21 protein-coding genes and 1 tRNA gene are annotated in these 26,209 nt (G+C 71.0%); 10 read left to right on the top strand and 12 right to left on the bottom strand.

Features of this window, described 5'->3' with window-relative positions:
- Positions 1-105: 105 nt before the first annotated feature.
- The gene (rlmB, locus tag AC4BGC_RS14845) at positions 106-1,083 is read left to right on the top strand and encodes a 23S rRNA (guanosine(2251)-2'-O)-methyltransferase RlmB (RefSeq protein ID WP_490556431.1); all 978 of its coding nucleotides are present in this window, start codon (positions 106-108) and stop codon (positions 1,081-1,083) included.
- Complete coding sequence (locus tag AC4BGC_RS14840; protein ID WP_490556430.1) at positions 1,083-2,621, top strand: metallophosphoesterase family protein; 1,539 nt, start codon at positions 1,083-1,085, stop codon at positions 2,619-2,621. The genes rlmB and AC4BGC_RS14840 overlap by 1 nt, the downstream gene beginning before the upstream one ends.
- Here the strand turns inward: AC4BGC_RS14840 and AC4BGC_RS14835 are convergent.
- The 3 genes from AC4BGC_RS14835 to AC4BGC_RS14825 are packed head-to-tail and all read right to left on the bottom strand — an operon-like array spanning position 2,614 to position 5,820.
- Positions 2,614-3,474, bottom strand: coding sequence for a carbohydrate ABC transporter permease (locus AC4BGC_RS14835; protein WP_490556429.1), 861 nt, complete (start codon positions 3,472-3,474; stop codon positions 2,614-2,616). The two genes, AC4BGC_RS14840 and AC4BGC_RS14835, sit on opposite strands and share 8 nt — an antisense overlap.
- Positions 3,471-4,415: a carbohydrate ABC transporter permease gene (locus tag AC4BGC_RS14830; RefSeq protein ID WP_490556428.1), complete on the bottom strand. Its 945-nt coding sequence runs from the start codon at positions 4,413-4,415 to the stop codon at positions 3,471-3,473. The genes AC4BGC_RS14835 and AC4BGC_RS14830 overlap by 4 nt, the downstream gene beginning before the upstream one ends.
- A 55-nt stretch (positions 4,416-4,470) precedes the next feature.
- Positions 4,471-5,820: an extracellular solute-binding protein gene (locus AC4BGC_RS14825; RefSeq protein ID WP_490556427.1), complete on the bottom strand. Its 1,350-nt coding sequence runs from the start codon at positions 5,818-5,820 to the stop codon at positions 4,471-4,473.
- Positions 5,821-5,936: 116 nt separating this feature from the next.
- Between AC4BGC_RS14825 and AC4BGC_RS14820 the strand changes: the two genes are divergently transcribed.
- Together AC4BGC_RS14820 and AC4BGC_RS14815 are read left to right on the top strand one after the other, a co-directional pair.
- Positions 5,937-7,814, top strand: a complete 1,878-nt coding sequence (locus AC4BGC_RS14820) for a glycoside hydrolase family 2 protein (protein ID WP_490556426.1) — start codon at positions 5,937-5,939, stop codon at positions 7,812-7,814.
- 59 nt (positions 7,815-7,873) lie between these two features.
- A tRNA-Thr gene (locus tag AC4BGC_RS14815) sits at positions 7,874-7,946 on the top strand.
- Between the two features lie 16 nt (positions 7,947-7,962).
- Here AC4BGC_RS14815 and AC4BGC_RS14810 read toward each other — a convergent pair.
- The 3 genes from AC4BGC_RS14810 to AC4BGC_RS14800 form a co-directional block, all read right to left on the bottom strand.
- Entirely contained in the window at positions 7,963-8,436 is a 474-nt protein-coding gene (locus AC4BGC_RS14810) for a DUF2231 domain-containing protein (protein ID WP_490557189.1), read from the bottom strand.
- A 235-nt stretch (positions 8,437-8,671) separates the two neighbouring features.
- The gene (locus AC4BGC_RS14805) at positions 8,672-10,111 is read right to left on the bottom strand and encodes a HAMP domain-containing sensor histidine kinase (protein ID WP_490556425.1); all 1,440 of its coding nucleotides are present in this window, start codon (positions 10,109-10,111) and stop codon (positions 8,672-8,674) included.
- A complete protein-coding gene (locus tag AC4BGC_RS14800; protein ID WP_490556424.1) occupies positions 10,108-10,791 on the bottom strand; it encodes a response regulator transcription factor in 684 nt (227 codons plus the stop codon). Before AC4BGC_RS14800 ends, AC4BGC_RS14805 begins: the two co-directional genes overlap by 4 nt.
- A gap of 340 nt (positions 10,792-11,131) precedes the next feature.
- Here AC4BGC_RS14800 and AC4BGC_RS14795 point away from each other — a divergent pair, with 340 nt between their 5' ends.
- From AC4BGC_RS14795 to AC4BGC_RS14785, 3 genes are all read left to right on the top strand, one after another.
- Positions 11,132-12,364 (top strand): monooxygenase, encoded by a 1,233-nt coding sequence (locus AC4BGC_RS14795; RefSeq protein ID WP_490556423.1) that lies wholly within the window; start codon positions 11,132-11,134, stop codon positions 12,362-12,364.
- A gap of 151 nt (positions 12,365-12,515) precedes the next feature.
- Complete coding sequence (locus tag AC4BGC_RS14790; RefSeq protein WP_490556422.1) at positions 12,516-13,265, top strand: YcnI family copper-binding membrane protein; 750 nt, start codon at positions 12,516-12,518, stop codon at positions 13,263-13,265.
- Positions 13,266-13,340: 75 nt separating this feature from the next.
- A complete protein-coding gene (locus AC4BGC_RS14785; protein WP_490556421.1) occupies positions 13,341-14,993 on the top strand; it encodes a copper resistance CopC/CopD family protein in 1,653 nt (550 codons plus the stop codon).
- 77 nt (positions 14,994-15,070) lie between these two features.
- Here AC4BGC_RS14785 and AC4BGC_RS14780 read toward each other — a convergent pair whose 3' ends face one another.
- Both AC4BGC_RS14780 and pdxY read right to left on the bottom strand, forming a co-directional pair.
- Positions 15,071-16,564 carry a mannitol dehydrogenase family protein gene (locus AC4BGC_RS14780; RefSeq protein ID WP_490556420.1) on the bottom strand — a complete coding sequence of 498 codons (1,494 nt, stop codon included), beginning with the start codon at positions 16,562-16,564 and terminating at the stop codon, positions 15,071-15,073.
- Positions 16,565-16,782: 218 nt separating this feature from the next.
- Positions 16,783-17,634: a pyridoxal kinase PdxY gene (pdxY, locus tag AC4BGC_RS14775; protein ID WP_490547663.1), complete on the bottom strand. Its 852-nt coding sequence runs from the start codon at positions 17,632-17,634 to the stop codon at positions 16,783-16,785.
- 118 nt (positions 17,635-17,752) lie between these two features.
- Here pdxY and AC4BGC_RS14770 point away from each other — a divergent pair, with 118 nt between their 5' ends.
- Both AC4BGC_RS14770 and AC4BGC_RS14765 read left to right on the top strand, forming a co-directional pair.
- Positions 17,753-19,378, top strand: a complete 1,626-nt coding sequence (locus AC4BGC_RS14770) for a GMC family oxidoreductase (RefSeq protein ID WP_490556419.1) — start codon at positions 17,753-17,755, stop codon at positions 19,376-19,378.
- 58 nt (positions 19,379-19,436) lie between these two features.
- Positions 19,437-21,020: a succinic semialdehyde dehydrogenase gene (locus AC4BGC_RS14765; protein ID WP_490556418.1), complete on the top strand. Its 1,584-nt coding sequence runs from the start codon at positions 19,437-19,439 to the stop codon at positions 21,018-21,020.
- A gap of 225 nt (positions 21,021-21,245) precedes the next feature.
- On the opposite strand, the gene AC4BGC_RS14760 is transcribed toward AC4BGC_RS14765, so the two are convergent.
- Together AC4BGC_RS14760 and AC4BGC_RS14755 are read right to left on the bottom strand one after the other, a co-directional pair.
- Positions 21,246-22,031: a dioxygenase family protein gene (locus AC4BGC_RS14760; protein WP_490556417.1), complete on the bottom strand. Its 786-nt coding sequence runs from the start codon at positions 22,029-22,031 to the stop codon at positions 21,246-21,248.
- Between the two features lie 40 nt (positions 22,032-22,071).
- A complete protein-coding gene (locus tag AC4BGC_RS14755) occupies positions 22,072-22,764 on the bottom strand; it encodes a uracil-DNA glycosylase (protein WP_490556416.1) in 693 nt (230 codons plus the stop codon).
- An 86-nt stretch (positions 22,765-22,850) separates the two neighbouring features.
- Between AC4BGC_RS14755 and AC4BGC_RS14750 the strand changes: the two genes are divergently transcribed.
- On the top strand, positions 22,851-23,258 hold the full coding sequence (locus AC4BGC_RS14750; RefSeq protein WP_490547668.1) for a hypothetical protein: 408 nt from the start codon (positions 22,851-22,853) through the stop codon (positions 23,256-23,258).
- A 31-nt stretch (positions 23,259-23,289) separates the two neighbouring features.
- Here AC4BGC_RS14750 and AC4BGC_RS14745 read toward each other — a convergent pair whose 3' ends face one another.
- Together AC4BGC_RS14745 and AC4BGC_RS14740 are read right to left on the bottom strand one after the other, a co-directional pair.
- On the bottom strand, positions 23,290-24,720 hold the full coding sequence (locus AC4BGC_RS14745; RefSeq protein ID WP_490556415.1) for a pyridoxal phosphate-dependent decarboxylase family protein: 1,431 nt from the start codon (positions 24,718-24,720) through the stop codon (positions 23,290-23,292).
- Entirely contained in the window at positions 24,717-26,114 is a 1,398-nt protein-coding gene (locus AC4BGC_RS14740) for an MFS transporter (protein ID WP_490556414.1), read from the bottom strand. Before AC4BGC_RS14740 ends, AC4BGC_RS14745 begins: the two co-directional genes overlap by 4 nt.
- Positions 26,115-26,209 lie beyond the last annotated feature (95 nt).

Genomic DNA, 26,209 nt, shown 5'->3' with positions numbered 1-26,209 from the left:
GGGTCTCCCTGCTCGACCACCACTCGTCTCGACTGACCGCTCGCTGGCGCTCCCTGCTCGACGCAAGGCTTCGCTCGCTGCTCGACCACCGAAAAGGACACTGACGTGCCAGGCAACTCAAAGCGCAAGGGCGCCATCAAGAAGACTGGCAAGGGGAACCCCACTGCCGGGTCCGGAGGGCGGGTGCGGCGCGGGCTGGAGGGCAAGGGACCGACGCCGAAGGCCAAGGACCGGCCGTACCACAAGACCTACGTCAAGCCGGTCAAGGACGACAAGGCACCCACCGGGCGTCCGCGCCGGGCCGGTGTCAAGACCGGCAAGGGCTCCGGGGACCACGAGTGGATCGCGGGGCGGAACTCGGTCGTGGAGGCGCTGCGCGCCGAGCTGCCCGTGATCTCGGTGTACGTCGCCGAGGGGGCCGAGCGCGACAGCCGCCTGCGCGAGGTGTTCTCGATCGCCGCCGAGAAGGGCATCTCCCTGCTCGAGGTGCCCAAGGCCGAGCTCGACAAGATGACGGCCGGCGCGGTGCACCAGGGACTGGCCGCCCGCATCCCCACCTACGAGTACGCCGACCCGGCCGAGCTGCTCGACCGGGCCGCCGCCAACCACGAGCCGCCGCTGATCGTCGCGCTCGACTCGGTGACCGACCCGCGCAACCTCGGCGCCGTCGTACGCTCCGCCGCCGGCTTCGGCGCGCATGGCGTGGTGATCCCCGAGCGCCGGGCAGCAGGGATGACCGCGAGCGCCTGGAAGACCTCGGCCGGAGCAGCGGCACGGGTCCCGGTGGCGCAGGTGGTCAACCTGACCCGGCAGCTGAAGGCCTACCAGCAGGCCGGCTGCATGGTGATCGGGCTCGCGGCCGACGGTGACGTCTCCCTGACCGACCTCGACCTCGCGACCGGCCCCCTGGTGATCGTGGTCGGCTCCGAGGGCAAGGGGCTCTCCCGGCTCGTGGCCGAGACCTGCGACCAGCTCGTCTCGATCCCGATGGCCAGCTCGCTGGAGTCGCTCAACGCGGGCGTCGCCGCGAGCGTGGCCCTCTACGCCGTGGCCCAGGAACGGGCCGCCGCTCACCAGAAGTAGTGGCCCCGCGACGACGCGTGGTCCGGCTCGTCGGCTACCTGTTGGCCTGGGTGGTGGTGGCCGTCCCCGCTTGGGCACTGATCTTCGCCAGCTCCAGCACCGAGCTCGTGCTGGGCAGCCACGACGCGGTGGTGCGGCCGACCTTCGACGGGGAGGTCCACCTCGACATGGGTCCCTACCTGCCCGACCTGCGCACCTCGGCGGGTCAGCGGATCGGGGTCCAGGTGAAGATGGGGAAGACCACCGCGACCACCACCCCCGAGCTCGCGCAGCGGTATGCCGCGATCGCGGCTCGCCCCAGCGCGGAGATCGACCGGGTGCAGGAAGCCGTACTCGACCTCGCCGGGGACGCGGCCCTGCGGGCGGCGGTGATCGCCGTGGTGCCGATCGCCGGGTGGCTCCTGGTCGGCGCCCGTCGCAGGGGTGAGCTGTGGCACCGGCTGCGCGGCCTGAGCTGGTCCCGCGACTGGCGGACCGGGTCCGCGGTGGTGGTGCTCGGCGCGCTCGTCGTGGTCCTGGTCGCCCAGCCGTGGCGCGAGGATCCCGAGCGGGTCCAGGCCACCGTGTGGATGCCGGTGCAGCAGGCGGTCCCCGAGGTGACCGTGCCCTCCGAGCTGGCTAGCTGGCAGGTCCAGGGTGGGCTGCTCACCCAGGGCACCCGGCGGCTGCTGAGCAGCCTGTTCGACACCTACGAGAAGAGCACGGTGTTCTACGAGGCCGTCGCCGACCGCGTCGACCAGATCGCCACCGAGCTGCGCCAGCCGAGCGAGGACGAGACCGTCGCCGTGCTGGTCAGCGACCGTCACGACAACATCGGGATGGACGAGGTGGTCCGCCGGGCCGCGGACGCGGCAGGTGCCACGGTCGTGCTGGACGCCGGCGACGACACGTCGACGGGCCAGCCCTGGGAGGAGTTCAGCCTGGGCTCCCTCGACAAGGCGTTCGAGGGGTACTCCGCGAAGGTCGCCATCGCGGGCAACCACGACAACGGCACCTTCGTGAACCGACACCTGAAGTCACTCGGCTGGACCCACCTGGACGGGGAGGCCGTCGAGCCGTTCGCCGGGGTCCGGATCACCGGTGTCGACGACCCGCGCTCGAGCGGCCTGGGCAACTGGCGCGACGAGAACGGGCTCAGCTTCGCCGAGGTCAGGGAGCGCATCGCCGACGACGTGTGCGAGCTCGACGAGAAGGACGAGCGGATCGCGACCCTGCTGGTCCACGACGCGAAGCTCGGCGCCACCGCGCTCGAACGCGGGTGCACCGACCTGGTCCTCGGCGGCCACCTGCACGTGCAGGTGGGCCCGGACCGCGTCGTCGGCAGCAACGGCAAGGCGGGCTACAGCTACACCAACGGGACGACCGGCGGGGCGGCGTACGCCATCGCGATCGGGAGCAAGCTGCGCCGCGACGCCCAGTTCACCTTCGTGACCTACAGCAAGGGCCGCCCGGTCGGGATCCAGCCGGTCACCGTGCGTACGACGGGCGACCTGGTCGTGGCCGACTACGTGGAGCTGGACCTCCAGGGGGCTACTTGATCCCGGTCTGCGCGACGCCCTGGACGATCTGCCGCTGAAGGACCAGGAAGACCGCGAACAGCGGCAGGATGCCGAGCACCGAGGAGGCCATCGTCTCGGCGTACTGGATCGTGGAGCCGCCGATCAGGCTGCTCAGGCCCACCGGGATGGTCTGGGACTTGGTCTGGGTGAGCGCCAGGAGCGGCCACAAGAAGGCGTTCCAGCTGGTGATGAAGGTGAGGATGGCCACCGCCGAGATCGCGGGACGGCACAGCGGCATGCAGATCTGGCGGTAGATGCGCCACCAGCCCGCACCGTCGAGCCGGGCCGCCTCGATCAGTGACGTCGGGACCTGGCGCAGGAAGGCGTGGAAGATGAACACAGCCACCGGAGCGGCCACCGCGGGCAGGATCAGCGCCCAGTAGGTGCCGAGCAGGCCGAGGGCGCGGAACTCCATGAACTGCGGCAGCACCAGCGCCTCCATCGGCAGCATGATCCCGGCGAGGATCACGGCCATCAGGACGTACTTGCCCCGGAACTGCAGGTGCGCCATCGCGAACCCGATCATCGAGCACACCAGCACCGTGAAGATCGCAGCGAGCGTGGAGATCAGGAAGCTGTTGACGTACCACCAGCCGATCGGGTTGTTGCTCCACGCGTTGCTGTAGGCGTCGAGGGTCCAGCTGCTTCCCCAGAAGTTCACCGGTTCGGCGGTGATCTCGTCGTTGGGACGCAGGGAGGTGATCACCGCCCACGCGAACGGCACCAGCCAGATCAGCGCGAACAGCACCACGCAGGTCGCCGCGAGCCGGTTGAAGGCCCGGCTGCTCGACTCGGCCGAGCTGCCCCGCAGGGTGTGCGCTCCGCCGCTCATGCGCGGGCCTCCCGTCGCCGGCGCAGCAACGCCCACGTCGCGGCCACGATCACCAGCGTCAGGAAGTAGACCATCGTGGCGGCCGCGGCGTACCCGCCCCGGTAGGAGGTGAACCCGGTGTCGAAGATGTACTGGATCGCCGGCCGGGTGGCCTGGTCGGGGCCACCCCGGAGCAGCAGGTAGATCTGGTCGAACACCTTCAACGAGGCCAGCACCTGGAGGATCAGCACCAGGCTGATCGTGGGACGCAGCAGCGGCACGACGATGTGCCAGATCTGCTGCAGGGGAGAGGCGCCGTCCAGCGTGGCCGCCTCGTAGACCTCCTCGGGGATGTCCTGGAGGGCGGCGGTGTAGAGGATGAAGTTGAAGCCGAACGTCCACCACACGGTCAGCAGCACCACCGCGAACCAGCCGCCGGACTCGGTGCCGAGGAAGTCCGGCGCGGTGAGGCCGAACCAGCCGAACGCGTTGCTGATCAGGCCGGTCTCGGGGGTGTACATGAAAGCGAAGATCAGGCAGACGATCGCCGACGGCACGACGTACGGCGCGAAGAACGCCAGTCGGAAGAACCACTGCTGGCTGACCATCCGAGACGCCAGGATCGCGAACACCAGCGGCAGCAGCACCAGGATCGGCGTGGTCAGCAGCGTGAACAGTGCGGAGTGCCACATCGAGGCCCAGAAGTCGCTGCTGGTGAGCACATCGGCGTAGTTCTGGGTTCCCACCCAGTCCCCGAGCCCGGGGGCCACCGTCGCGGTGTTGAAGAAGCTGACCACCAGCCCGATCACGACCGGGCCGATCAGGAAGAGCGCGTAGAGCACCAGGAACGGCGCGGCGAACAGCCAGCCTGCGCGGTTGTCGGCACTGCGCGACTCGCGGGCCGGTGTGGTCTCGGTGTCCTCGGACACGGGGATCGCGCGACCGATGGCGGTGGTGGTCATGACGCTCCTTCGCTCATCGGACCGTGCTCATCGGACCGTGCTCATCGGACCGTGCTCATCGGACCGGGGGGATGGCTGTGGAGAAGGTGCGCAGGCCATCGCGCATGTTCCGCACCGCTGCCCGGGGACTGGTGCGCCCGGCGAGGACGCCGGAGATCACCCCGCCCATCACGGTCTGGAAGTCCGATCCGGCGCCGGTGTACCAGCCTGCGGGGTCGTAGACCGCCTCGAAGGCGGCCTGCACGTAGTTGCTCTGCGGCTCCATCTCGCGGAACGCGGCGCTCTCCTGGCTCGGGAGCCAGGCCGGCACGTGACCACCACCGGCCCAGGTGTCGCCACTCTCGAGCAGCGCCTTGACGAACTCGGCGGCGTCCTGCGAGCGCCGCGCCGAGCGCTCGGGGTTCTGTGGGATGACCAGCGCGTGCGAGTCGGCGTACGAGACGGCCTCGTCGCCGAGAATCGCCGGGAACGGCACCACGTTGAACGCGAGCGGCTCCCCCGACTCGAGCTTGACCCCGGAGTACGTCGGGATCTGCCAGACACCGTCGAAGAGGAAACCGGCCTGGCCCTGCCCGAACAGGGTGGAGGTGGTGGTGATCGTGGCGCTCCCCGGCATCAGCTCCCGCTCACCGGTCAGGGTCTGCATGAACCCGAACGCCTCCTGCGCTGCGTCCTCGTCCAGGGTGATCCGGGTGCCGGCGTCGGAGACGATCGGATCCCGGTTGAGGCCGGAGTACAGCATCAGGAAGAACCGCCAGGTCGTCGACGGGTCGCCGGTGTTGGAGCTGATCGCGCCGTACCGAGCACCCGCCTCCTTCATCGCGGTGAGCGCGTCCACGAACTCCTTGCTGCCCGAGATCGCCTTCAGCTTGTCGCCCTCGCCGAGCAGCCCGGCCTTGCGGGCGAGGTCGACGTTGTAGAACATCACGAACGGGTGCGTGTCGAGCGGGACGGCGTACGTCGCCCCGGACACCGTGGCCTTCTTCCAGGCCGCGGGAGTGAACTTGTCCTCGGTGATGCCGACGTCGGTCAGTCCCGCGTCGTCGACGGTCTCCAGCAGGCCGGCCTGGGCCAGCAGCGGCAGCCGGGACAGGTGCGCGACCGCGACGTCGGGAGGCCGCCCACTGGAGGCGGCGAGCGCGAGCTTCGTGTAGTACGGGTTGCCCCAGGACAGCAGCGTCGACTCCACCGAGGTGCCGCTCGACTTCTCGAAGTCGGTGACCATCTTGGTCATGTTCTCGCCGTCGCCACCGCCGAAGAGGTGCCAGTAGATGACGTCGGCGGTCGCCGGCTGGGTCCCGAAGAGGCTGGTGGCGATCGGGGAGGAGCACCCGGACGCGAGCCCGGCCACGGCCAGCCCGCCCCCGGCTCTGAGCAGTTGTCGACGTGACAGACCTCTGGACACGTTGACTCCGTCCCGACATGGTGTGACGTGCGTTACATCGGACTGTGGCACACACCCTGCCGAGCGGCAAGGATCGGCAAGCCGCGGACGCAGCCGCCACGACGAAGGGACATCGCGTGAGAGCGACGACGCAGGACGGCAGCTATCCCCGCCCCTTGATGTGCCGCGAGCAGTGGCTGAGCCTCGACGGCACCTGGGACTTCGCGTACGACGACGAGGATGCCGGTCTCGGCGCCCACTGGTTCGACCCGGACCTCGATGCACCCTTCCCCGGGACCATCGAGGTGCCGTTCCCGCCGGAGTCGCCCGCCTCGGGGATCGGTCGCCGGGAGTTCCACCCCGTGGTCTGGTACCGGCGCTCGGTGCGGCTCGAGGAGCTCGCCCCCGATGGCGCGGCGGGCAATCGCGTGCTGCTCCACCTCGGAGCCGTGGACCACCTGGCCCGCGTGTGGTGCGACGGGCAGCTCGTCGCCGTGCACGAGGGCGGGCAGACCCCGTTCACCGCGGACCTCACCGATGCGCTGGTCCCCGGGTGCGAGGAGCACGTGCTCGTCGTACGCGCCGAGGACGACCCGACCGACCCCGACCAGCCCCGGGGCAAGCAGGACTGGCGCGAACGCACCCGCGGCATCTGGTACGAGCGGACGACCGGCATCTGGCAGCCGGTCTGGGCCGAGTGCGTCCCGGACCAGCACGTCGTCGAGGTGGCCTGGACCCCTGAGATCACCTCCGGGCTGCGCGGGGAGGTGCGGCTCGCGCAGCGACCCGAGGCCGACACCGTGGTCGAGGTGACGGTCCGGCTCGGCGAGGAGGTGCTGGCCGCGCAGTCGACCCTGGCGCGGGACCGGGTCGTCGGCATGGACGTGCTGATCGACGCCCTGCGCAACGGGCAGGACCGGGCGCGGCTGCTGTGGGCGCCGGAGCACCCGACGCTCCTCGACGTGGAGGTCGTGGTCCGCGACCAGGCCTCGGGACGAGTGCTGGACACCGTGGCCGGCTACACCGGCCTGCGCTCGGTCGCGGTGGCCGACGGCGCCTTCCGGCTCAACGACCAGCCCTACCACCTGCGCTCGGTCCTCAACCAGGGCTACCGGCCGCAGACGCACCTGGCCTCGCACGGCAGCGAGGAGCTGCGCGCCGAGGTCGAGACCATCAAGGAGATGGGCTTCAACGGGGCCCGGCTCCACCAGAAGGCCGAGGACCCCCGGTGGCTGCACTGGGCCGACCGGCTCGGGCTGCTGGTGTGGGGGGAGGCGGCAGCGGCGTACGGGTTCTCGCCCGCCGCGGTGGCGTCGTACGTCCCGACGTGGATGGACCTGGTGAGACGGGACCGCTCGCATCCCTCGGTGGTGGTGTGGGTGCCGGTGAACGAGAGCTGGGGCGTCCAGGACATCGCCTCCGACCCGGCGCAGCAGAGCTATGCCCGCGCGCTGGCCGAGGTCACGCGGGCCCTGGACCCGAGCCGGCCGGTGCTGTCCAACGAGGGCTGGGAGCACGTGGCCAGCGACATCCTCGGCCTGCACGACTACAGCGACCCCGAGGAGCTGCGGCAGCGCTACGCGAGCAGGGAGGCGGTCGCCGAGGTCGTCCTCGAGGCGCGCACCCCGCACGGGCGCCGGCCCCTGGCGAGCGGGGCCCAGGAACGCGCGTTCCTGGCAGGGGAGACCCCGCTGATGATCACCGAGTTCGGCGGGATCTCGCTGGTCGCCGACCACCTGCGCGAGCAGCAGGCGGACGCCTGGGGCTACAGCAACGCGGCCTCGGAGGAGGAGTACGACGAGATGCTGCTCGCCCAGTTCGAGGCGCTGCGATCCTGCCGCGAGGTGCAGGGGTTCTGCTACACGCAGTACCTGGACACCGGGCAGGAGACCAACGGCCTGCTGTACGCCGACGGCACCCCGAAGCTCCCGCTGGAGCGGATCCGGGAGATCGTCACCGGCCAGGAGGTCGGCGGATCGCCCGCGACCTCGACGGTGGGGTGGATCGAGGACTGACCGCCCGGGGCCGTCGCCTACGATGGCGGCTCGGTCGCCCACAGCGTGGGAGGCCGTAGGCCGGTGTAGCTCAGTTGGTAGAGCGCCTCACTTGTAATGAGGATGTCGCGGGTTCGACTCCTGTCACCGGCCCTCAGGCAACCGCAGGTCACCGTTCCCAGACAGCTCGGGCTCCGGCGTCCCCAGTCAGCACGACTACTGCGACGACCGCCAGCGCGGAGACCACGACGAGCACCGGAAGCAGCCTGTCAGCCCAGGGCGCCGCGGAGGCCCTGATCCCGCGACCGCTCGGGAGCGGCGAGGTGCTGCCCAACATCAAGACCGCGGCGGCCACGATCAAAAAGAACCCGATCGCGAACCAGGCCAACAGGTCGCCTCGCTCCTCGTGAACCTTCACCAGCGGCGCGAGCTCCGGACGCTGCTCCAGAAGGCTCCTCCCGGAGAACTTGGCCAGCAGCACCGCCCCGAGCGCAGTCAGCGCCGCGAGCCCGGCGGGCCATCGGGTCAGCCACCGCCACCGTGGCACGACGGCGAAAACAACCGCCAGGGTCGCCGCCAGCGGTGTGAACACGACGGCGGCGTGCACGACGAGGGGGTGTAGGGGTAGTCCACCTAGCTCCATGAGAGCACCACCCACGAGCCAATCACTGACCACGGCACCCACCGACCGGCCAACCGACCGGACGGCGCTTCCATGGACGGCGCTGCGTTGACTGCCATCACTAGCCTCCTACATACGGGTTACATCGCCTATCTGACGCCGACTTCCTACCGAGCGAATCTGAGGTAACTGTTAGAGCGACGCTCAGGCTGGTTGGTCGAACCACTCACCGGGAGTGGCGGAGGACGAGGCGGTCTCAGCGCGGACGATCTCGCGTTGCTCCTCGACGATCTCCATCGTCTGCCGCGGCCGGAAGGTCGACCCGAAGCAGCGCGCCACCGCGTGCGGAGCGGGCGACGGTGGCCCGGCCGCCGTGGGCGTCGACGACCCGTTGCACGATCGAGAGCCCCAGACCGGATCCCGGCAACGCCCGGGCGCTGTCGGCACGGTAGAACCGGTCGAACACCCGCGGTACGTCGTCGGCGTCGATGCCCGGCCCGGCGTCGTCGACCTCGAGCACTGCCGACGCGCCCTCGGCACGGAGCCGGACCTGGACCGGCTGGTCCGCGGGGGACCACTTGCCGGCGTTGTCGATGAGGTTGAGCACCGCCCGCTGGAGCGCAGCGGGACGCCCGCTCACCCACACGGAGGTCACGTCGAGCGCGATCTCGATGTCGGGCACGCGGGAACGCGCCCGGGTCGCGGCGGCCACCACCACGTCGGCGAGGTCGAGCAGCTCGGCGCTCTCGTCGCTGACGTCACCACGCGCCAGGTCGGTCAGCTCGGCGGCAAGGGTGCTCAGCTCGGCCACCTGGGCGCCGAGGTCGTTGAGCAGCCGGGTCCGGCTCTCCGCCGGCAGTGCGCTGTCCAGGGTGCCGCGCCGATCGAGCCGGATCAGCAGCTCGACGTTGAGACGCAGGCTGGTGAGCGGGGTCTTGAGCTCGTGGGCGGCGTCCTCGGCGAGCAGCCGCTGGGCCCGACGGGAGTCCCGGAGCGCGGCGAGCATGTCGTTGATCGACTGGATCAGCCGCCGGATCTCCCCACCGCCCTCATCCGGGATGTCGGCGTCGAGATCCTGGGTGTGCGCGACACGTACCGCGGCGGCGGTCAACCGGTCGATCGGTGCCAGCCCGGTCCGCGCCACGGTCCGCCCGACAAGGGCGCCGCCGACCACGCAGAGCAGCCCGATCAGCAGCATGCCGAACCCGAACTGGTTGACCGGGCTGTCGTCGGCGGCGCGGGCCACCTGGACCGCGCCGCCGTCCGCCCGCAGCGTGTAGATGAAGTACCCCTCTTCGCTGTCCTTCGACTCCATCAGGTCGGCCGACGCGCCCTGCGCCACGCGCGCGGCGCGCTCGCTGACCCGGGGCAGCGCGGGTTGGCCGGCCGGGGTCCGGGTCGAGCCGTCGGGCAGGATGACCCGCACCAGCGGACCGGATCCGGGATACGGTGGTAGCTGCACCTGCCTCAGACCGGCGCGCTCCGCGTTCCTCGCCAGGACGCGGGACTCGGCGCGTAGCTGATCCTCGGCGGTGTCCTGTAGCTCCCAGTCCAGCAGCTCGCTGGCCAGCTGGAAGGCCACGAACACGCTGACCGCGATGGCCGTCGCCGCGATTACCGTCAGCCTGGTTCGCAGGGACCGCCGGCGCCACCATCGGGTCAGCCGGCGCGGTTCCCGGCGGGTGGGCCTGCTCACGGAGGAGTCTCCCGCAACGTGTACCCCAGGCCGCGCAGCGTGTAGATCAATCGCGGCTCACCCCCGGCCTCCATCTTGCGGCGCAGGTAGCTCACGTACACCTGGAGGTTGTTGGCGGTGGCGCTCATGTCGAAGCCCCAGATCGCCTCGAACAGCACGTCGCGGGTCAAGACCCGGGTCGCGTTGCCCATGAGGACCTCCAGGAGGGAGAACTCGGTCCGGGTGAGGCGCAGCGGTCGCTCGCCCCGCCACGCCTCGAACCTGTCGGGATCGAGCCGGAGGTCGGCGAACGACAGGATCTGCGACTCCTCGTCCGTCGGCGTGCGCCGGCGCAGCAGGGCCCGCACTCGGGCCAGCAGCTCCTCGGTGGCGAACGGCTTGGGCAGGTAGTCGTCGGCGCCCGCGTCGAGCCCCGCGACCCGGTCGGAGACCTGGTCACGGGCGGTCAGCATCAGCACCGGCAGATCCCGATCCGCGGCCCGCAACCGCCGGCAGGTCTCCAACCCGCCGAGGCGGGGCATCATCACGTCGAGGATCAGCAGATCCAGCGTGTCACCGCCGGCCCCACCGACCTCCTCGAGCACGGCGAGGCCGTTGGCGACGGTGCTGGTGTCGTAACCCTCGACCTGGAGCACCCGCTCCAGCGACTCACGGATGGCCGCGTCATCGTCCGCGATCATGATCCGCACGCCGGCCCGCCCCCTTCCAGTCGATGCTTTGCCGCTCATCGTCCCCGGTCAACCTGAGGCCAGCATTAGCGTCGCTGAGGACCGCGATCATCCGGAGACCTACGACCGTCGGCTGATGAGCAGGGGGAGGACCAGACGACCAGCATCGCACCCGGCGGCCTGACAGTAGATCCTCCGCGCCGGTCACGGCGCTCACCGACGGATGTGCACCGACGTGACCGCCCAGGGGCACCTACTGCCGCTCGAGATCGTCGCTCTAACAGGTGTCTAAGTTTCGCTCGGTAGGACGAAGGCCTCAGACAAGCGATGTAACCCGCATAGGAGGCTCGTAATGGCAGTCAAGCCAGCGCCGTCAGGTTCTTTATGGAAGTTCGGGGCGGCCACGATGGCGATGGCGATGGCGTTCGCTGTCGCCGCCTGTGGTGCGGACGCCGACAACAGCGCGGAGCCCTCCGCGGCCGGCTCGCACAGCGCACACGCGGGCGCGTCGTCGGCTCCACCGCAGCCGCTGCGCGCCGGCGAGCGGTTCGTCGACCTGAAGATGGCCGAGGCCTACACGCCCGCGCCGCCGGAGGGCGCCGTGGACGAGTACCGGTGCCAGGTGCTCGATCCGGGCCTGACCAAGGAGGCGTTCCTGACCGGGACCCAGGTCATGCCGGAGAACGTCGACATCGCGCACCACGGCATCGTCTACGCGGTGCCGCCGGGCGACGCTGCCGCGGTGCGCGAGCAGGACGCGAAGACTCCCGGCCTCGGCTGGCAGTGTTTCGGCGGGACCGGTGTGAAGGGTGCCGACGTGGAGGACGACGACGAGGGCGCCGACCCGGGCGCGGCGTGGGTGGACACCTGGGCGCCGGGCGCCACGGAGACGCTGCTCGACCAGGACGCCGGCTTCAAGCTGGAGCCGGGCAGCCTGATCGTCTTCCAGATGCACTACAACCTGCTCGCGACCGACGGCAAGGCGGGCGGGTCGGACCGCTCGGCGGTGCGGCTGCGGCTGAAGGACGGCACGCCGCAGACCCGGGAGCTCGAGACGTGGTCGCTCGACGCGCCGACCGACCTGCCCTGTGCCGCCGACGAGGCGGGTCCGCTCTGTGACCGGGCGGCCTCGATCGCGGACGTGACGAAGCGGTTCGGGCCGGAGGTCGGCGAATTCGCGGACGAGCAGGTGGAGGAGTGCAGCGAGGGCGGCGTGCCGAAGCCCGGTGACACCCAGTCCTGCGACCACGAGGTGGAGGAGCCGGTGACGGTGTTCGCCGGTTTCGGTCACATGCACATGCTCGGGCGGTCCATGAAGGTCGAACTGAACCCGGGCACGCCGAAGGCCAAGGTCCTGCTGGACGTGCCGCAGTTCGACTTCGACAACCAGCGGATGGTGAAGCTGCCGTCGCCGGTGGAGGTCGATCCGGGGGACACGCTGCGGGTGACGTGCACGCACGACGTGGGGCTGCGCAAACAGGTGCCGCAGCTGAGCAAGGCGCCGCCGCGCTACGTGGTGTGGGGCGACGGCACCGGCGACGAGATGTGCATCGGCATCATGACGGTCTCCCCGCGCAAGCCCTGAAGAAGCGTCGAACGTGTGTGGGCTCACTGAGGTCAACAGGCCGAAAATCAGCTCTGAGCTCACACACGTCCGCACTGAACCCACACCCGTGCGTCGTCGCGGGGGCATCCGCACGCGCACCCTCTCCCCACCTTGAACCAGAAGGACACCCATGAGGACACGCACTGCTGCACGCCTGCTCGCCGCTCCCGCGGCCGCCGGCCTGTTGACCCTCTCGCTGGCAGCCCCGGCCAGCGCCCACATCACCGTCACACCCGAGGGGACGGCGGCCGGCTCGTACACCGTGCTCACCCTCGGCGTCCCGCACGGCTGCGACGGGTCGCCCACCACCCAGGTGGCGATCCAGATCCCCGAAGACATCCTCGCGATCACCCCGACCCGCAACGCCTACTACGACGTCGCCAAGAAGATCGAGAAGCTCGCCACCCCGGTGAAGGACTCCCACGGCAACGAGGTGACCGAGCGGGTGGCCAGCGTCGAGTACACCGCCAAGACGCCGCTGCCCGACGGTCAGCGAGATGCCTTCGAGCTCTCCCTGCAGCTGCCCGAGAAGGCCGGCGAGACGATCAGCTTCCCGGCGATCCAGACCTGCGTGAAGGGTGCGACCGCCTGGACCGAGGTGCCCGCCCAGGGGCAGGACGGCGAGGAGTTCGCGCACCCGGCGCCGGCGTTCGAGATCACCGAAGCCGAGGGCGACGGTCACGACAGTGCCGCCAGTGACACCCAGGCGCAGCGGTCCGAGGAGGCTGCCGCGGCCGAGACCCAGAACACCTCGGCCGAGACCGGCGGCGGTGAGGACGGCGGTTCGGGCACCACGCTGGGCGCCATCGGGCTGGTGCTGGGTGCACTCGGCCTGGCGGCCGGCGGCGCCGCGCTGGCGCAGGTACGGCGACGCGCCTGATCCGGCAGCGGTAGGGGAGCGGAACACGTGACCGGCACGGCGTCCCGGGGACGCTGGCGAGGACGGGCCCACCCGGTGGCTCTCCTCACCAGCGTGCTGGTGGGCGTCATGCTGGTGCTCCTGCCGGCGTCACCGGCCGCCGCACATGCCAGTCTGCTCGAAACCGACCCGACCGAGGCCACGGTCCTTCCCGCATCCCCGGGCGAGGCGCGACTCACTTTTGATGAGACGGTCTCGGTCGCGGCCGACGGGGTGCAGGTGTTCGACGCCCGCGGTGAGTCGGTGAGCTCGAAGGCGGCCGCCCGTGACGCGGTGCTGACCGTGGACCTGCCGGACACCCTGGACCAGGGCACCTACGTCGTCTCCTGGCGCGTGGTGTCGGCCGATGGTCACCCGGTCGCCGGCGCCCTCTCGTTCTCGGTCGGAGAGCCCAGCGCCGTCATCAAGAGCCCACCGACCACCCAGGCGAGTGCGGACGGAACGGTTCGTGGCGTGCTCAGTGCCGTCCAGGGCGTCGGCTACCTCGGACTGTTCGTGGCGGCCGGCCTGGCGCTGTTCCTCGGATGGTTGCTGCCGGGGGTCGCGCGTCTGGAGGCACTGCGCGGGCGGCTGCGTCGGGTCGCCCGGGTGGCGGCAGTCGTGGCGGCACTTGCCGGGCTGCTGCAGGTGCCACTGAGCGGCGCCTACCGGCAAGGGCTCGGCCTCCACGGCGTCGCGGGAGGGGGTGGGTGGGCGGCTGTGGACGGACGGGAACTGCTGGCGTTGCTGCTCCTGGTCGGCGGGCTGGGAGCCGCGGTCGGGGCGCTCCCTACCGGTCCTCTGAGGCGCGCGCGGCGTGCGACGGCCACGGCTGGGGCGGCACTGGCCATCGTGTCGCCGGCCGTCGTCGGGCACTCCCGGGCGTTCCCGCCGCAGTGGTTGCTGCTCGCCACGGACGTGCTGCACGTCGCCGCGGGCACGGTGTGGCTCGGTGGCCTGGTGGGTCTCGTGCTCTGCCTGGCCGTGCTCGCAGGCCGGCCCAGTGCGGCGGCGGCGACCCTGGCTCGGTTCTCGTCCGTCGCGGCGGGACTGCTGGTCGCGCTGATGGCCAGCGGGTCGCTGCTGGCCTGGCGCATGATCGGCTCCTGGGAGGACCTGTTCGGCACCACCTACGGCCGGTTGCTGATCATCAAGGTGATGGTCGCCGCCCTCGCGGTGGGCATCGCGGGGTTCAACCGGTTCGCGCTGCTGCCCCGCGTGCACCGGGCAGGGAACAACGCGGAGCGAGGTGACGCCGCGGCCGCGATTCGCCGGACCGTGGCCGCAGAGGCCGTGGTCCTGGTCGCGGTCCTGCTGGTCACCGGGTTCCTGGTCAACCAGTCACCCCGTCAGGCGCCGCCGGTCATCGCGCCGAACCGGACCGGTGTCTCCACCGGGCAGCTCGGCGAGGACGTGAAGGTGCTGGGCACCCTCTCGCCCGGCGCACGGGGGACCAACACGGTCACGATCCAGCTGCAGGACCCGACCGGTGCGCCCCATGAGCCCGCGCGACCACCAACGGTGCGAGTGCGCTCGGAGAGCGTCGACCTCGGTGAACTCGCCCTGAGGCCAAGCGACGCCGGCACGTTCCGCGCCGAGGTGGTCATCCCCACCGACGGCACCTACCGGGTGCAGGTGAGCCTACGGCTGGGCGAGTTCGAGAACCCGGTGGCCTCGCTCAGGTTCCGGGTGCCCGCTCCCGGACGGTGACCGTGACCGGCTTCTGTGGAGGCGCGTGGTGCCGGACGGGATCACTTGTCATGAGGATGTCGCGGGTTCGACTCCTTTCACCGGACCTGTTCTTCCCGAGGTTTTGCCCAGGCCTCGAGGGTCGCCCGTGACCCCACGGAGTGCAGCGACTCCAGCGCCGCGAGGTAGTGCTCGGTGAAGGCGGGCTGGTCGTGCAGGTCGGCGAACAGGTCCCGGTCCTCGAGGAACGCCAGCGGCTCCCCGGCCTGTCGGCTCGCCCGCTCGGTCACCTGCTCGCTGCGCCGGTCCACGACGTCGATCGGGTCGCCGGACTCGTCGATCCCCTCGGCGTAGCGGGCCCACGCCGCCACGACGAGCGCCGAGCGGCGTACCTCACCGCCCGCGGCGAGCTGCTGCCTGATCACAGGGACCAGCCACTTGGGGATCCGGTCGGAGCTGAACGCGCACAACCGGGCCAGGGTGTCCCTGATCTCGGGGCTGGAGAACCGCTCGAGCAGGCTGTCCTTGTAGTCGTCGAGGTCGACGCCGGGAACCGGTTGCAGCGTGGGCGTCGCCTCCTCGTCCATGTAGCCGCGCAGGAACCCCTTGAGGAGGGGGTCGCCGGCCGCCTCGTGGACGTAGCGGTGGCCGGCCAGGTAGCCGAGATAGCCGAGGGCCTGGTGGCCGGCGTTGAGCAGCCGCAGCTTCATCAGCTCGTAGGGCGCCACGTCGTCGACCACCTGCACCCCGACACGTTCGAGCTCAGGGCGACCGAGCGGGAAGCGGTCCTCCAGCGCCCACTGCGCGAACGACTCGCACACGACCGGCCACCGGTCGTCGATCTGGTACTCCGCGGCGACGAACGCCCGGTCGGCGTCGGTGGTGGCCGGGGTGATCCGGTCGACCATCGAGTTGGGGAAGGCGACGTGCTCGCCGATCCAGGCTCCGAGCTCCGCGTCGCGACTGGTCGCGAACGCAGTGACCATGGCCCTGGTCAGGTCGCCGTTGCCCTGGAGGTTGTCGCACGACATCACCGTGAACGGCTCGGTACCCGCCGCGCGGCGGCGGGCGAGCGCCTCGGTGAGGAACCCGAACGCCGTGGTCGGTGGGCCGTCGGCGCGGAGGTCGGCCTGGATCGCGGGGTCGCTGTCGTCGAAGGCCCCATCGGTCTCGCTGACGTGGTAGCCGCCCTCGGTGACCGTCAGGGAGACGATGCGGGTGGTGGGGTCGCTCATCCGGTCCAGCACCGCCTCGGGCTGCTCGGGGGCGAACAGGTAGTCGACCATCGAGCCGATGACGCGGGGTTCCGTGGTCCCGTCGGTGTTCTTGACGACCAGGGTGTAGAGGCAGTCCTGGGCCAGCATCGCCTCGCGCATCGCCGCGTCGGGCCCGAGCAGCCCGACCCCGGTGATCCCCCAGTCGTGGGCCAGTCCCTGGTTCATCAGGGCGTCGAGGTACATCGCCTGGTGCGCGCGGTGGAACCCGCCGACGCTGAGGTGGACGATGCCGCCGGTCACGGCCGAGCGGTCGTACGACGGGCCGGCGACTCGCGGGCCGAGCTGTCCCAGGGTCTGCGCGTTCAGGTCGGTCATCGCCTCACCGTAGCCGCGAACACCCGGCCAGAACGCGGTCAGGCCGGGTTCTACGACTCGGTCTTCCCGGGACGGACGTGGTGGCTGGGCCAACCCCACAAGTGTTGGGTTGTGACAGCCGGATCGTCGATTCAGACGTCACAATCCAACATTTGTGCGGCCCGGCCGCCCGCAGCAGTGGCCCGGCCGCCGGCAGCAGCGGGCCACCACCCCCCAGCTCACCGCAGCCGGGTGGGCTGGAACCTTTCGGGTGGAGTCGCGATCACGTCCTGGGAGGCGACCAGCTGGATCTCGCGGGTGCCGGCCTCGATGGTCTTCTCCAGGATGCCGAAGACCGTGGAGGTGACCCGCTGCAGCGCTGTCTCGGCGGAGCCGGTGCGCAGGAGGTGGGCGAGGAAGACCGCGGCGGTCACGTCGCCGCACCCGTTGGGGGTGATCGGCAGCAGGGGGGTGCGGCACGACCAGGCGCCCTCGTCGGAGACCGCGACGACGTCGACCGAGTTCTCGGGGGTCTCGTCGGTGAGCACGCTGGTGACCAGGACGGTGGAGGGGCCGGTGGCCCGGACCGCGTCGACGGCCTCGAGCACGTCGTCGACCGTCCGCGTCTGCTTGCCGGAGAGGAAGTCGAGCTCGAAGTGGTTCGGCGTGATCACGTCCGCGGTGGGGACGACGCGGTCGCGCAGGAACTCCGGGATCCCGGGCCGCACGAACATGCCCCGGCCCACGTCGCCCATGACCGGGTCGCAGCAGTAGACGGCTGCGGGATTGAGCTCCCTGACCCGTGCCACCGTGTCGAGGATGACGCCGCCGACCTCCTCGGCACCCTGGTAGCCGCTGAGGACCGCGGCCACCCGGGCCAGCGCGCCCCGCTCCTCGACCCCGAGGATCACGGCCCGCAGATCGTCGGCGGAGAGCAGCGGCCCGCGCCACTCGCCGTACCCGGTGTGGTTGGAGAAGTGCACGGTGTTCACCGCCCAGGCCTCGATCCCGAGGCGCTGCAGCGGGAAGACCGCAGCGCTGTTGCCGACGTGGCCGAACGCCACCGATGACTGGATCGAGAGGAGCTCCATGAGGCACATCTTGACGGGTCGGCGGCCTAGGCGCACAAACTAGAACAGGTTATAGTTGTGGCCTGTGTGCTCCAGGGCACATTCCCGCGGTATGTCAACGAGTTCGAAGAGGTTGAGCATGGCGAAGCAGGCGCCCTACAAGAACGAGGCCGACTACGTGGTGGTCGGGTCCGGGAGTGCAGGGGCGGCCGTCGCGGGCCGGCTCGCCCAGTCCGGGGCAAGCGTGATCGTGCTGGAGGCGGGCAAGAGTGACAAGCAGTTCCTGACCAGCAAGCCCGGGATGATCGGGCCGATGCACGCCGAGCCCAAGATCAAGCGGATCAACGACTGGGGCTACTACTCCACGCCGCAGGAGCACATCCTCAACCGGCGGATGCCGGTGCCGCGCGGCAAGGTCGTCGGCGGATCCAGCTCGATCAACGGGATGGTCTACGTTCGCGGCAACCGCGCCAACTACGACTCCTGGGCCGCCGAGGGCAACACCGGGTGGGACGCCGACTCCGTGAACGCGGCGTACAAGCGGATGGAGGACTTCGAGGACGGCGCGAACGAGTACCGCGGCGCCGGCGGGCCGATCAAGATCACCCGCAACAAGATCCCCCAGGAGGGCACCCTCCAGTTCATCCAGGCGACCTCCGACGAGCTCGGCGTCAAGGTGCTCGACGACTACAACGCCGACGCCCAGGAGGGCATCGCGCGGATGCAGCAGAACGCCGCCAACGGCACGCGCTACAGCGCCGCGCGCGGCTACCTCCACGACCTCGACGTCCCCACCCTGCAGGTGCAGACCCAGGTCGTGGTCACCAAGATCATCATCGAGAACGGCCGTGCCGTCGGAGTCGCGGTAGTCGACCACAGCGGGGCCGCCCGGATCATCCGCGCAGGCAAGGAGGTCATCCTCTCGGCCGGCGTCGTCGGGTCACCGCAGCTGCTGATGCTCTCGGGCGTCGGGCACGCCGACCACCTGCGCGAGCACGGGATCACCCCGATCGCCGACCTCCCGGTGGGTGACAACCTGCACGACCACATGTTCCACGCACTGACCTTCCACGTGACGACCTCGACGCTGAAGGGCACGCCGTTCTTCTTCGCCAAGGGCGTGGCCAAGGAGGTGCTGCGTCCCGGTACGACGTTCCTGGCCAACTCGGTCTTCGAGTCGGTGGGCTTCGTGCGTACGTCGCAGGCGACCGACGTACCGGACCTGCAGCTGCACCTGCTGCCGTGGGCCTACGTCTCGCCCAACCAGGACGCACCCGTGCGGCACAACGTCGACCTGCGCCCGGCGCTGACCGTGCTGGCGACGCTGATCTACCCCAAGAGCAGGGGCACCCTGCGGCTGGCGTCCGGTGACCCGATGCAGGCGCCGCTCATCGACCCGCGCTACCTCTCCGACCCGGCCGACCTCGAGTTGCTGGCCGAAGGGTCGGAGATGGTCCGCGCGATCATGGCCGGCGCCGCCTTCGGCGGGACGGTCAAGGACGAGATCCACCCCGGCGCCCAGCTCACGGGCAAGGACCTGCGCCGGGAGATCCTCAACCGGGCCACGTCGGTCTACCACGGTGTCGGCACCTGCCGGATGGGCGTGGACGAGCGCGCCGTGGTCGGGCCGGACCTCAAGGTCCACGGCATCGAGGGGCTCCGCGTGGCCGACGCCTCGATCATGCCGTCCATCACCGGTGGCAACACCAACGCGCCCGCGATCATGATCGGCGAGAAGGCCGCCGAGCTGATCCTGGGCTCCTGACGGCCCGCCGTCACGCGCCCGCCGTACCCCTGCTCCAGGAACTGCCGAGGAAGTGGACATGACCCGCGACACCCTGACCAGTCAGCCCCTGACCAGGCCGGCCACGATCACCGACGCCCTGCTCGACCGGATCACCTCCCGGGTCGCCTCCAGCGGCGGCGCCACCTGGAAGCTCACCGAGGTCTACACGGGCGAGGTGATCACCGCGCTGCCGCAGTCGACGCCGGAGGACATCGAGGCGGCGTACGCCCGGTCGCGGCAGGCGCAGCGCGCCTGGTCGCAGTGGCCGGTCCGCAAGCGGCTCGCGGTCTTCAAGCGGTTCCACAAGCTGCTGATCGAGAACAACACCACGATCGTGGACCTGATCCAGGCCGAGTCGGGCAAGGCCCGGCGGATGGCGTTCGACGAGACCTGTGACCCCGCGATGGTCACCTCGCACTACCTCAAGCGCGCCGCGAAGCTGCTCACCCCGGTCAAGCGCGGGGGGCCGGTGCCGGTGATGAGCACCTCCACCGAGATCCGCCAGCCCAAGGGCGTCGTCGCGATCATCGCCCCGTGGAACTTCCCGTTCGCCACCGGTCTCTCCGACGCGATCCCCGCGCTGATGGCCGGCAACGGCGTCGTCCTCAAGCCGGACAACAAGACGGCGCTCTCGCCTCTCTTCGGTGTCTCCCTGCTCTACGAGGCCGGCCTGCCGGAGGGGCTGTTCCAGGTGGTGTGCGGCGAGGGCCCCGACGTCGGCCCGACCCTGATCGACAACGCCAACTACGTGATGTTCACCGGGTCCACCCAGACCGGTCGCTACATCGGCCAGCGGGCGGGGCAGAACCTCATCGGCGCCTGCCTCGAGCTCGGTGGCAAGAACCCGATGATCGTGCTCCCCGACGCGAACCTCGACGAGACCGTCGAGGGCGCCCTGTTCGGCGTCTTCGGCAACACCGGGCAGATCTGCATGCACATCGAGCGGATGTACATCCACGACTCGATCTACGAAGCCTTCAAGCAGCGCTTCGTCCAGGCGACCAAGGCGCTCAGGATCGGCGCGGCCTACGACTACACCCCCGAGCTGGGGTCGCTCATCTCCGTCGACCACAAGGACAGGGTCGCCGAGCACGTCGCCGACGCGGTGGCCAAGGGCGCGACCGTCCTCACCGGCGGGCGCGAGCGTCCCGACCTCGGGCCGGCGTTCTACGAGCCCACGGTCCTCGAGGGCGTCACCACCGAGATGCTCACCGGGTCCTGCGAGACCTTCGGTCCCGTGGTGGCCCTGCACCGCTACTCCTCGGTGGACGAGGCGGTGGAGCTGGCGAACGACACCGACTACGGCCTGAACGCCAGCGTCTGGGGCACCGACCTCGAGGCCGCCGAGGCGGTCGCGCGACGCATCCACGCCGGCAACGTGAACGTCAACGACGCCCTCGCCGCGGCGTACGCCGCCAAGGGGACGCCGTCCGGTGGCGTCAAGCAGTCCGGCGTGGGCGCCCGCCACGGCGACCAGGGCTTGTTGAAGTACACCGACGCGATCAACCTCGCCGTGCTCAAGAAGCAGGTCCTCTCCGCGCCGCGGGACGAGCCGTTCGACAAGCACGTGGACCAGACCCTCAAGGGGCTCACGATGATGCGGCGGCTCGGGATCCGGTAGGTCGGGCGGCCCGTCCCCGGGGTCGGCCGCAGGGTCGGCCGCAGGGTCGGCCGCGGTGCGCCGTCCGGTCACGGGACGAGTCGCTTGGCGGCCCGCGTCGCTCGGACTTCCCTGCCGCGCACGGCTTGGTCATCGAGCGCCGCGCGTCGCTCTCACGCGACCTCGCCCCGCGCCCACCCGTCGCACCGCGTCCGGGTCGACCGGTCCGGGTCGGGCGGGCTCGGGTCAGGCCACGAGCAGGGAGCGCTTGGAGAGGCCCATCCAGTAGCCGTCGATGACCTGCTGGCCGGGGGCCTCGGCGTCGGTGGCCGCGCCCAGGGTCACGAACAGCGGGGTGAAGTGCTCGACGGTGGGGTGGGCGTAGGGCATGCCCGGGGCCTGCGAGCGGTACGCCGCCAGCTCGGCCACGTCGCCGCGGGAGAGGGCGTCGGCGGCCCAGGAGTCGAAGTCGACCGACCAGCCCGGGGCCTGCGCCTCGATGCGGAACTCCTTGAGGAACGGCAGCCCGTGGGTCAGGAAGCCGGAGCCGATCACGAGCACGCCCTCGTGGCGCAGCTCGCGCAGCCGGCTGCCGAGGACGAGCAGCTTGTGGGGGTCCTGGGTCGGCAGCGACATCTGCAGCACCGGGATGTCCCCGTCGGGGTACATGACCTTCAGCGGCACCCAGGCGCCGTGGTCGAGGCCGCGGCTGGCGTGCTGGTGCACCGGCTCGGTGTCGGGCATCATCGCGGCCACCCGCGCGGCGAGTGCGGTGGCGTCGGGGGTCCGGTAGGTCATCTCGTAGTAGCGCTGCGGGAACCCGCCGAAGTCGTAGACCAGGTCGGCGCCCGGGCCCGAGGCCGACAGCGACAGCGGCGCCGACTCCCAGTGGGCGCTGACGATCAGGATCGCCTTGGGGCGGGGGAGGTCGGCGGCCAGGGAGCGCAGCTCACCCGACCACCCCGGGTCGTCGAGCAGCGGGGGAGCGCCGTGGCCGATGTAGAGCGCAGGCATCGCGGGGGAGGTGTCCATGACTTCCCTAACTAGTTGATGCGACAACTATATTCCCGGGTCAGGGAAGGCGCCAGTCAACCGGCGTACCGCCCTGCTCCTCCAGCATCCGGTTGACCCGGCTGAACGGGCGCGACCCGAAGAACCCCCGGTGCGCCGAGAGCGGGCTGGGGTGCGTGGACTCCACCCACGGCATCGGGGAGAGCTCGGGCTTGAGGGACTGCGCGTCGCGGCCCCACAGCACCGCGGCGAGCGGGTCCCCGCCCGCGGCCCGGCGTGCCAGGGTCCGGATCGCCTGGTCGGTCACGGCCTCCCAGCCACGGCCGCGGTGGGAGGCCGGCTCACCCGCCCGCACCGTCAGGCACCGGTTCAGCAGCATCACGCCGTGGTCGGCCCACGGGGTGAGGTCACCACTGGTGGGCGCAGGCACGCCGAGGTCCTCGACGAGCTCCTTGAAGATGTTGACCAGGCTCCTGGGAGGTGCGACTCCGGGGGCGACCGAGAAGCTGAGCCCGATCGGGTGCCCCGGGGTGGGGTAGGGGTCCTGGCCGACGATGAGCACCTTGACCTCGGCCAGCGGACGACTGAACGCCCGCAGGACCTGCTCGCCCGCGGGCAGGTAGCCCCGACCCGCGGCGATCTCCTCCCGCAGGAAGCGGCCCATGGCCGCGATCCGGTCCTCGACCGGGGCCAGGGCCTCGGCCCAGTCGGGGGCGACGAGGCCCTTGTCCACGAGTCCGGCCAGCGCGCTCACGCCCGCAGCGTAGGCGCGCCCGGGTCATCGTTGCCACCGGGACGCCACTAGGTTTGGCGCGAGGACCCGAGCTGAAGGGACGTGGGATGGACACCGTGCGGGAACGCCGGCCGTGGAGTCTCGAGCGGCGCGCGTGGATGGTGGCCTTCCTGATCTCCGCGTTCAGCTCCCTGCTGATGCACGTCTCGCCGACGGATGGCAGCTACTGGCCGAAGGCGATCGGTGACCTGTTCGTCGGGCTGGCGCTGGTGATGGTGTTCGCCGGCGGGCGGGAGAGCGGGTACGGCGAGCGCGGCACCCTCCCGGTGGCCGTCGCCGTCGGGCTGCTCGCGCCGGTGATCGGCTACGCCTTCGACCCGGGCGGTCCGCTCGGCCGCGTCTTCGCGGCGCTGGAGTTCTTCGTCGTGGGGATGGCGCTCGCCGGCTCCCTGCTCGCGCTGAACCGCCGGGCTCCCCGCCGGGACCTCGACCCGGAGACCGCGCCGCTCGACTGAGCGCCCGCGTCACAAGCGACGAACAACCGACTCAGGCGGGGTGGGCGGGGCGCAGCAGCCGGTCCAGGAACGCGGTGAGCAGGGCCTCGCGCAGCGCGGGGGCGGCGAGGTCGAGGAGGGCGTTGATCTCGGCCATCGAGTCGGGCAGGCCCACGGCACCGTCGTCGGATCCGCCGGCCATCCCGACCGCGGCCAGGAGACCGTCGAAGTCCTCGTCACTGAGCCCGGAGGGGTCCAGGGACTGCACGAACTCCACGACGCCGGGGTCCACGGCGATCGGGCCGGCCGCGACCGCGTCCGAGACGGCCGCCGCGAGCGCGGTGAGGAACTCCTCGGTGTGCTCGGCGGTCGCCGCGCTCAGCGACAGGTGGATCGTCGGCTCCTGCCCCTCGAAGGACATCTGGGGCTGGACGTACCACCCGGCTCGCGTCATCGCGTCGGTGATCGTGAAGACGTCGCAGCTGCCGTCGGTCGCGAAGGCCACCAGCGTCGACTCCGGGGGTACGACGACCCGCAGGCCCTCGATCCGGGCGATCCCCTCGACCAACCGGTCCACGCCGTCGAGCACCTTCCGGGTGAGCTCGAGGTAGCCCTCGTCGCCGATGGTGTTCACCACCGCCCACGCGCCTGCGAGCGGCCCGCCGGACTTCGTGGACTGCATCGTGGGGTTGAGCATCGTGTAGCCGGGCCACTTCGCGCTGGCGAAGAACTGCGGCCGCCGCAGCGCGGCGCTGCGGTGCAGCAGGATCGAGGTGCCCTTGGGGGCGTAGGCGTACTTGTGCAGGTCCACCGAGATGCTGGTGACGCCCTCCACGGCGAAGGTCCACGGCCGGACGGGACGGCCCAGCCGGGCGGCGTACGGCAGCACCCAGCCGCCGATGCAGGCGTCGACGTGGCAGCGGACCCCGCGCGCGGCGGCCGCGGCGGCGATCTCGGTGACCGGGTCGACCACCCCGTGGGCGTACGACGGGGCGCTGGCCACCACGAGCACGGTGCGGTCGTCGATCGCGGCCTCCATCGCGCCGGGACGGGCCCGGAACTCCTCGTCGACGTCGACCATCACCGCCTCGACGCCGAAGTAGTGGGCCGCCTTGTGGAACGCCGCGTGCGCGGTCACCGGCAGCACCATCCGGGGACGCTCGATGTCGGGGCGTGAGTCGCGCGCGCCCTGCACCGCCAGCAGCACCGACTCCGTGCCGCCGGAGGTCACCGTGCCGACGGCGCCGTCGGGGCCGTCGAGCAACCGCGTGGCGAAGCCGACCAGCTCGTTCTCCATCGCCAGCAGGCTCGGGAACGCCGTCGGGTCGAGCCCGTTGGACCCGGCGTACGCCGCCACCGCCGACCGGCCGACCTCGTCGGCCTCGACCAGGCCGGAGTCGTAGACGTAGGCCAGCGTGCGGCCGCCCGTCACCGGGACGTCGGCGGACTGCATCTCGCGCAGCCGCCCCAGGATGTCGTTCACTGCTGGTCTCCTCGGTCGGACGGGTCGGCGACTGCCTCGTCGACCGCGGTGTGGTCCAGCGAGTAGCGCGAGAGCGTCCACAGGCTGAGCAGGATGAGCAGGGCCGGGATGAGGGAGAAGCCCAGGACGATGGCGGTCAGCGCCGAGTCGGGCTGGGTCTGGTTGGTCCAGTCGGCGTTGAGGTCCGAGGAGCGATAGCTGCCCAGGGCCAGCACCACGGCGTACAGCGAGGGGCCGAACGCGAGTCCGAGGGTCTCCCCGGCGGTCCACACCCCGGTGTAGACGCCGATGCGGTTCTCGCCGGTCCGGCGGGCGTCCACCGCGGCGGCGTCGGGAAGCATCGCCATCGGGAAGACCTGCGCGCCGGCGTACCCGACGCCGACCAGCGCCGTGGCCGCGTAGACCCACCACGACGGCGCCGAGCGCGACCAGAAGAGCAGCAGCGCCGCGAGGGCGAGCACCAGCGAGGAGGCGAGGTAGCCCCGCTTCTTGCCGATCCGCTGTCCCAGGGCGCTCCAGGCCGGGGTCAGCAGCAGGGCCGGCCCCACGAAGCAGACGAACAGGATCGTCGCGGCACCCTTGTCGACCAGGACCCAGCGAGCCACGTAGGCGACACCGGCGAGCATGGCGCCGGTCGCGAGGGCCTGGATGACGAACGTGGTCAGCAGCAGCCGGAAGTCGCGCGCCCGGGCCACCACCCGCAGCTGGTCACGCAGGCTTCCCGGGCTCGAGGCCACCTGGCCGATCGGCGCCGAGCGGGTGCCCACGTAGGCCCCGATTACGCCGATCACCAGCAGCCCGGCGATCACCAGTCCCATCACCCGGTAGCCGGTGCGGCCGTCGAACGCGTCCCGGATGGCGGGGGCTGTGGCACCGCTGAGCATGATCGCGAGCGCGAGGATCGCGACCCGCCAGGTCATCAGCCGGGTGCGCTCGTCGTAGGAGTCGGTGATCTCGGCCGGCATCGCGACGTAGGGCACCTGGAAGAAGGCGTACGCCGTGGCGCACGCGACGAACATGACCAGCACCCACGCGGCGTCGAACACCTTCGAGTCCAGGTCGGGGGCCGCGAACAGGAGTGCGAAGAAGAACGCGAGCAGGAGCCCGGCCTTGAGCAGGAACGGCCGACGAGGTCCCCGCGGGTCGGTGGACCGGTCGCTGATCCGCCCGGCGATCGGGTTCAGCACCACGTCCCACGCCTTGGGGAGGAACACGATCAGCCCCGCGAGAACGGCGGCGATCCCGACGGTGTCGGTCAGGTAGGGCAGCAGCATCAGCCCGGGAACCGTCCCGAACGTCCCGGTGGCCACCGAGCCGAAGCCGTAGCCGGCACGGACCTTGCGCGGGAGCGCGTCAGCAGTCGGGGGTCGGGACCGGTCATCGAGGGGGGTCACGCGGGTCAACCTAGTGGCTGGAGGCCGCTGTGTCCGCGACTCGAGGCCGTGCCGATCCTGGCTCGCCGCCCGGTGGTCACTGCCTCCTTGATCGC

The sequence above is a fragment of the Nocardioides sp. Z38_18 genome (genome assembly GCF_058215695.1).
The sequence above is the reverse complement of the archived record's forward strand: the minus strand, read 5'-3'. Positions and strand labels throughout refer to the sequence as shown.